The organism is Streptomyces palmae (assembly GCF_004684805.1).
GTDB lineage: Bacteria > Actinomycetota > Actinomycetes > Streptomycetales > Streptomycetaceae > Streptomyces > Streptomyces palmae.
The window spans coordinates 1-7,286 of record NZ_SRID01000350.1 but is presented as its reverse complement, the minus strand read 5'-3'; the positions used below and the strand labels follow the sequence as shown (position 1 = coordinate 7,286).

At 75.2% G+C, this 7,286-nt stretch carries 5 protein-coding genes; 1 reads left to right on the top strand and 4 read right to left on the bottom strand.

Translation table 11 applies throughout. The features are described from left to right. The 4 genes from E4099_RS26320 to E4099_RS26305 form a co-directional block, all read right to left on the bottom strand. A partial coding sequence (locus E4099_RS26320) for a sensor histidine kinase (RefSeq protein ID WP_135341615.1) occupies nt 1-1,382 on the bottom strand: 1,382 nt, incomplete at its 3' end. 59 nt (nt 1,383-1,441) lie between these two features. Then, a complete protein-coding gene (locus E4099_RS26315) occupies nt 1,442-2,110 on the bottom strand; it encodes a response regulator (protein ID WP_135341613.1) in 669 nt (222 codons plus the stop codon). Between the two features lie 1,156 nt (nt 2,111-3,266). Continuing rightward, complete coding sequence (locus E4099_RS26310; RefSeq protein WP_135341612.1) at nt 3,267-3,710, bottom strand: hypothetical protein; 444 nt, start codon at nt 3,708-3,710, stop codon at nt 3,267-3,269. Between the two features lie 133 nt (nt 3,711-3,843). Then, nucleotides 3,844-5,373, bottom strand: a complete 1,530-nt coding sequence (locus E4099_RS26305; RefSeq protein WP_135341611.1) for a helix-turn-helix domain-containing protein — start codon at nt 5,371-5,373, stop codon at nt 3,844-3,846. Between the two features lie 64 nt (nt 5,374-5,437). On the opposite strand from E4099_RS26305, the gene E4099_RS26300 reads away from it, so the two are divergent. After that, nucleotides 5,438-6,784: an alpha/beta fold hydrolase gene (locus tag E4099_RS26300; RefSeq protein WP_245245187.1), complete on the top strand. Its 1,347-nt coding sequence runs from the start codon at nt 5,438-5,440 to the stop codon at nt 6,782-6,784. The last annotated feature ends 502 nt before the right edge of the window (nt 6,785-7,286 follow it).

The window sequence follows — 7,286 nt, the reverse complement described above, 5'->3', positions numbered from 1 at the left end:
GGGCGGGGCTGCCGGCCGGTGGGGTGGGGGAAGCACGCGCGAACCACGAAGCCACCCCCCTCGGTGGGGTACGCGTCCAGGGTGCCGCCGAGCAGTTGGGCCCGTTCGCGCAGACCCACCAGGCCGTGGCCGCCGCCGGGCAGTTCGGGGGCGGAGGCGTCGGCGTCGGGCGGCCCGTTGCGTATCTCCACCCTCAGCCCGGGGCAGGCCGGGTCGTGCTCGCTGACCCGCACCCGCACCCGGGCGCCCGGAGCGTGCTTGCGGACATTGGTGAGCGCCTCCTGGACGGTGCGGAAGGCCGCCCGTTCCACCGCCTCGGGGCGCGCCGGGCAGTCGGTCCCCACCACGGGCCCGAAGGGTTCCGCGGCCTCCCGCGGGTGCGAGGACTCCCCCGCCTCCGGGGCCTTGGAGGCCCCGGGTGGTGCCGAGGCTGAGGGTGATGCCGGGGCTTCGGGTGGTGCCGGCCGGCCGGGCGACCCGGAGGCTCCATACGGTTCGGTGCCTCCGGGCGGTTCCGCCCCTTCGGGGGTGAAGTCCGCCTCGTACGTGACGTCCAGGGCGCTCATCTCGATCAGCCGGGGCAGGTCGGCCAGGCGCGGCTGCGGGGTGAGTTCGGCGGTGTCGCCGCCCGCCTTGCGCAGGATGCCGACCATGTGCCGCAGCTCGTTCAGGGTGCGTACGGACAGGTCGCGGATGGTCCGGGCGCTCTCGCGGGCCTGCGGGTCCTGGGTGCTGATCTGGATCGCCCCGGCCTGCAGGCTGATCAGGCTGACCTGATGGGCGACCACGTCGTGCATCTCGCGGGCGAGTCGGGCGCGCTCGGTGCCCACCACGCGTTCGGCCAGCAGCCGGTCCGCGTCCCGGCGGCTGCGGGTGAGCTCGTCCAGCCGGGCGGCCAGCTCCCGGCGGGTGCGCACCAGCAGACCGAGCGCGATGGGGCCGACGGAGGTGACGCAGGAGTCGATCAGGGTCAGGGTGTTGTCGCGGTACGCGGTGGGGTCGAGGTCGGACACCGGCCAGGGGACGAAGTGCGCGGCGGCCAGCAGCGGCGCGCACAGGGCGAGCACCAGCCGGTTGGCGCCGCGCACCGAGGCGACCGTGTACATCGCGATCATCGGCGCGAACCACACGTACCCGATGAGGATCCCCGGCAGGGTCGCCAGGAAGACGAGGACCGGGAAGCGGCGGCGCAGCAGCAGCACGGCGGCGGCGAGCAGCGCCACATCGAGTTCCAGGTCCAGGGTCACGCCGTTGACCAGCAGCGCGTCGGCGACGGCGAGCAGTACCGGGACGATCAGCCGCGCCCAGCGGATGGCCGGGCGCGACCGGGAGCCCGCGGCACGCGGCGGCGGGGGGCCGGCGGCCCGGCGCAGCGTGGCCATGGCGGCCCGGGGCGCTCCGGGGCCGGGCCGGGGCGGCGCCGGGGCGGGTTGGGTGAACGTCATCGCGTACCTCCGGTGGCGGTCCGGCCCGCCACCAGTCCGGCCCGGTCGGCGACGATGGCCGCCTGCACCCGGTTGAGCCCGCCGAGTTTGCCGAGGACGGCCCGTACGTGGTCCTTGACGGTGCTGGGCGCGAGCCCCATCCGCTCGGCGATCTGCGGGTTGGGCAGTCCTTCGCCGAGCAGTGCCAGCACCTCGCGTTCCCGAGGGGTGAGCACCCGCACCGCGCTGGCGGCGGTGGCCTCCGCCTCGGAGGCGAGGAAGCCGCCGATCACCGCCCGGGTGACGCCGGGGTCCAGCACGTTGCCGCCCTGGGCGAGCGTGCGCACCGCGCGGACCAGTTGCTCCGGGTCGGTGTCCTTGAGCAGGAAGCCGGCGGCGCCCGACCGCAGCGCGGCGGCCAGGTACTCCTGGGCGTCGAAGGTGGTCAGCATGGCGATGGCCGGCGGACACGGCTGTTCGCGCAGCCGCCGCAGCACGGTGAGCCCGTCCACGTCCGGCATCCGGATGTCCAGCAGGACCACCTCGGCGGCGCTCTCCACGACCCGGCGCACCGCCTCGCCGCCCGAGCAGTCGGCGACCACCTCGATGTCGGGGGCTGTCCCGAGGATCAGCCGTAGGCCGGACCGGACAAGTCGCTCATCGTCCACCACAGCAACACGGATCACCAGCTGCCCCCTCTTCCCTGTCGATTCCGTGGACGTTTCCGGCGCCCGAAGGCGTTCCCTAGGGTGCCCCACCGGTCGGATCAAGTGGAGCTGAGTACTCCGCCTCGTGGGGGAATGACCCCCGCCGAGTGGCGGGGGTAACACGGGACTCACGGCGGATTCCGCCCCGGCCCGCTTCCCGGCAGCATGCTTTCCATGCCGCACCACCCCGAGGGGTCCACCAGGCCCCCGCCCGCTCCATGACGCGCCGTCGCGTTCGCACGAGGGTTGTGGCCGTACCGGCGGGGGCCACGGCGGCCGTGACGGTGCTGACAGCGGGATGCGGCGCGGATCCGCGGTCCGTCGCGCCCCCCACACGCGGCGGACCGCGGATCGTCTGACGCTCCGCCGACGGCGAGCAGGACCGTCCGGGCCAGGGATGTCCTCCGCCCTCGGCGGCAGCCGGACGGATCGCGCGGCGGTCCGCGGGCGGCGTCCCCGGGGCATGAGCCGGCGGCGGAGCCGCGAGCCCCGCACGACTCGGAGCGGATCCGTGGCCGGGGACGGGCGCGACTGGAAGACGGTCCGTGTCCGGGGCGGAACCCGGGGACGGGTCGCCGGACCCGCGGGACGTACGCCTCCGCTGGAGCGGCGGCACCAGGGCCTGGGACCCCTGTGCCGATGGGCTCCTCATGGGCTGGGGGAACGGGCCCGGCACCCAGGTCGACCCGACCAGCGACCTGGGCGCCGGACCACCACCGCCGTCTCCCCGGCACCGCGCCGGGCGGCGTGGGCGGCTGATCCAGGACTCGGGCCGAGCTCGGCGGTGGACGAGTACCACGAACTGCGGTGCGGTTGGACGGCGCTTTCGGCGCCGTGTCGGGCCGACCGCCGACCGGCCTCCCGCGGGGGGAGGGGCCGGTCACCCGCGGCATGCGTCGCGGCGCCGCGGAGGCAAGGACCCGCGGCGCCGCGGCCTGACCGGCCGCCGCGGCTGTGGGCGAGTGGGTACGTCGGAGCGGACGCGGCTCGGACGGGCCTTGCCGCGTACGGCCCGATGGCGGCGTACGGGCCGACCCGTGGACGTCCGGTGCCGCCCGCGCCCCGGCGTGTCACGGTGGGTCAGACGCCGGTGTCCGCGCGGCTCGGCCTCGGCGGACGCCGTCGGCTCGGCGCGTCAGGAGCAGAAGGACTCCCGTACCGCGGTGACGATCCGGACGCCCTGCTCCGGGCCGAGGGTGGGCACGTCGCCGCCGCTGAAGCGCTGGGCGGCCCGCGCGCCCACCGCCGTGTCGTCCCCCTCGGTCCACTGGGCGTCGTCGCAGACGTTCCGGGCCCGGCTCACGGCCTTGGCCTCGTCGGCGGCGAGCGCGGGGTGGATCGCGCGGAGCCGCCGCAGCAGGTCGGCCGTCTGCGCGGGGTCCGGAGACGGGACCGCGGACTCGGCCTGGGGCGCGTCCGCCGGCGCGTCCTTCTGCTCGGTCCGCGGGGCGCCGGCGCTGTGCTTCGGCTTGGCGTCGCCCGAGGTGTCCTTGGCATCGTCGTCCTGGAACAGGAACAGGGCACCGCCGCCCGCAAGCACCCCCGCCGCCACGATGCCGACCACGGTATTTCGCCGCATGTAGAACTCTCCCCTGGGTGGAACACGCTGGAACGGCCCCATGCGTATCACGTCGGCGCCACGGCCCGTACGGATCCCCGGGGTACATGAGCCGAGTGGCCGCACCCGGGGCACGGCCGGGAGCCGGCGGGCCCTACAGCGGCGGCTCCGCCGGGGCCGGCCCCAGGGTGGTGGTGCCCGGCGCCGCCCGGTGCCCCAGCCCGGTCCGGTACGCGTCGAGCGCGGCCTCCACCCGCCCCTCGCGCCGCAGCAGATCACCGAGCAGCCGGCACAGATCGGCCAGGTCGCCCGCCGCGCCGGTGCGCTCCAGCAGGGACAGCGCGGCGCAGTAGTGCTCCTCGGCGACCTCGACGTCGCCGCGCTCCTCGGCGATGAGCCCCAGCAGCCGGTGCGCGCCGCCCGCGTGCACCGCTCCCCGCTCGGCGGAGAGCCGCCCGCTCAGCGGCGCACCACCGCCCGCCCGGGGTACGCCCCCCGCCGGCACCCCGTTCGGCGCCGGGTCACCACCCGCCCCGGGCGCACCGGCCGCCACCGGTACCCCGTCCACCGCCGTCGGCTTGCCGTCCGCCGGCGCCGCGACCGGGGTCATGGCCGGGGGTGTGAGCAGCGGTCGGAGCAGGGCCTCCGCCTCGGTCGTGCGGCCACGGCGGCGCAGGACGTCCGCCAGCTCCACCTCCACCTGCACGGTGAAGAGCATGGCCCGCTTGGAGGCCAGCATGGTGCGGGCGGTCCGCAGTTCCCGCTCCGCGCGCTCCAGGTCGCCGTCCTGGGCGCAGACATAGCCGCGCATCCAGTGGCAGTGCGCGAGGTCGGTCCGTATGCGCAGCTGCCCGTACAGCTCCTGGGCCTTGGCCAGCGAGGCGTCGGCCTCGGCGGTGCGGCCCTCGGCGATCAGGGTGCGGGCCACCCCGCGGTGCATGCCGGCGACGAGCGCCGGATCGTCCACCCGGGGGGCCAGCGCCAGCGCGATTCCGGCGGCGTGCACGGCGCGCGCGTGGGCGCCCATGTCCATGTACGGCCCGATGACGGCGGTGTAGAGCAGCAGCAGCGCGTCCGGGTCGTGCAGCCCGGAGGCGTTCAGCTCGTCGATGGTGCGTTCGAGCAGGTAGCAGGAGTAGCGGAGTTCGCCGGCCAGCAGGTGGGCCACCGCCCGCCCGCGGATCGCCGGCACCCGCCGCGGCAGCGGCTCGTCGGCCAGCAGCGCCTCGGCGGCCTCGAAGCGGTCGCGCGCCTCGGTGAGTTCGCCGGTTTCCAGGGCGCAGTCGCCCAGCCCGAGCAGCGCCTCGGTCCGCTCGGCCGGCAACGCCAGCCGCTCCGCCTCGGTGAGCAGCTCGCGGAAGAGCGCGGCGGCGTCCTCGGCCGAGCCGGTGGCCAGGGTCTCGCGGGCGTCGGTGAGCCGGGCGCGCAGCCGGGTGGCCTCCTGCGGGGAGCGGCCGGTGGCCAACTCCTCGTAACTGGTGCCCAACCGGGCCGCCAGATGGCGCAGGGCCGCTTCGGAGGGGCGTACCCGGCCGGCCTCGAGGGTGGAGACGTAGGCGGCGGTGTAGGCGGGTTCGGCCAGCTGCCGCTGGGTGAGCCCCAGCTGGGTGCGCAGCCGCAGTACCCGGCGTCCGATCTCCTCCGGCTGGTCGGGGTATACCTCTCCGGCGCCTGAGTCTGCCACCGTTTCCTCTCCTCCCAGCGGTACGTTAATCGCCGAGCTAATTCCATTTAAGTGAGGATTGAAGATGTCGAAGGCGATGGTTTCCGAACAGACCTCCGCGACGACCGTCCGGCAGCCCGGACTGGTCCTCACCGACCACCGCTTCGACGTACCGCTCGACCATACGGCGCCGGACGGGGAGCGGATCAGTCTTTACGCCAGGGAAGTGGTCGCCACCGGCAACACCGACGCCTCCGGCCGGGCCCGCGCCGACCTGCCCTGGCTGCTCTACCTCCAGGGCGGCCCCGGCTTCGGCGCGGACCGGCCGGTGGGTCGGTCGGGCTGGCTCGACCGGGCGCTGGACGAGTACCGGGTGCTGCTGCTCGACCAGCGCGGTACCGGCCGGTCCACCCCGGCCAACCGGCAGACCCTGCCGCTGCGCGGCACCCCGGAGCAGCAGGCCGAGTACCTGGCGCACTTCCGAGCCGACTCGATCGTGCGGGACTGCGAGCTGGTGCGGCAGCGGCTGACCGGCGGACGCCGCTGGTCGGTGCTGGGCCAGAGCTTCGGCGGCTTCTGCACCGTCAGCTACCTCAGCCTGGCGCCCGAGGGCCTCGACCTGGCGCTGATCACCGGTGGGCTGCCCGCGCTGGACGCGGACGCGGAGGCGGTCTACCGGGCCGCGTACCCGCGCATGGAGCGCAAGACGCTGGCCCACTACGCGCGCTACCCGGGGGACGCCGCCGCCGTCCGCCGCATCGTGGCGCACCTGGCGGAGCGGGAGGAGCTGCTGCCGGACGGCTCCCGGCTCACCGCCGAGGCGCTCCAGCAACTGGGGATACTGCTGGGCTCGGGAGAGGGCTCGCATCGGCTGCACTACCTGCTGGAGGACGCGTTCGTGCCGACCCCGGACGGGGAGCGGCTCGGCGACGACTTCACCCAGCAGGTGGGCCAGCTCCTGTCCCGCGCCGGCAGCCCGCTCTACACACTGCTGCACGAGTCCATCTACGCCCAGGACGGCCGGGCCACCGCCTGGGCCGCACACCGGGTGCGCGAGGAGTTCCCGGCCTTCGACCCGCAGCGGGCACTGGCCGAAAACCAGCCGGTACTGCTCACCGGCGAGTCGGTGCACCCCTGGATGCTCGACACCCATGCCGCCCTCCGCCCGCTGCGCCGCACCGCGGAACTCCTCGCCGAACGCACCGGCTGGGGCCCGCTGTACGACGCCGAGCGGCTGGCCCGCAACACGGTGCCGGTGGCCGCCGCGATCTACCACGACGACCTGTTCGTGGACACCGCGGACTCGCTGCGCACCGCCCGTGCCATCCGGGGTCTGCGCACCTGGGTGACCGACGAGTTCGAGCACGACGGGGTGCGGGCCGGTGGCCGCCGCGTCCTGGACCGCCTGCTGAGCCTGGCCCGCGACGAGTAGTCCGGCCCCCCGGCCCTGCCGACGAGTCCCCTCCCCGGGGCGCCCCGTCGCGGGGGCGCCCCTGCGACGCCCCTCCGCCCCGTCACGAACCGGCACTAGTCAACGAACGGACGGAGGCCGACGCCGTGCGGGTCGGCACTCGTCAACGGACGGACGGCCGGAAGCCGACGCCGACACGGACCGACACTCGGCAACGGACGGAAGCCGGACGGACGGAGGCCGACGCCGATACGGGCCGGCAGTCGGCAACGGACGGACGCCGGACGGCCGGAAGCCGAAGCCGACACGGACCGACACTCGGCAACGGACGGACGCCGCACGGACGGAGGCCGACGTCGACACGGACCGGCAGTCGGCAACGGACGGACGCCGGGGGCGCAGGGACCGGGTTCTGGGACGCTGACGTGTATTTGTGGCGCTATCACCGGGTTCCATACGCCCCAGGGCACTCGCGCCGTAAATATACGGTCCAGAACCCGGTCCCGGAGACCCTGTCTCTTAT

Excerpts from the sequence above, each read along its gene's own strand:
- E4099_RS26310 (WP_135341612.1), bottom strand. The coding sequence starts at position 3,710 with ATGCGGCGAAATACCGTGGTCGGCATCGTGGCGGCGGGGGTGCTTGCG.
- E4099_RS26300 (WP_245245187.1), top strand. The coding sequence starts at position 5,438 with ATGTCGAAGGCGATGGTTTCCGAACAGACCTCCGCGACGACCGTCCGG.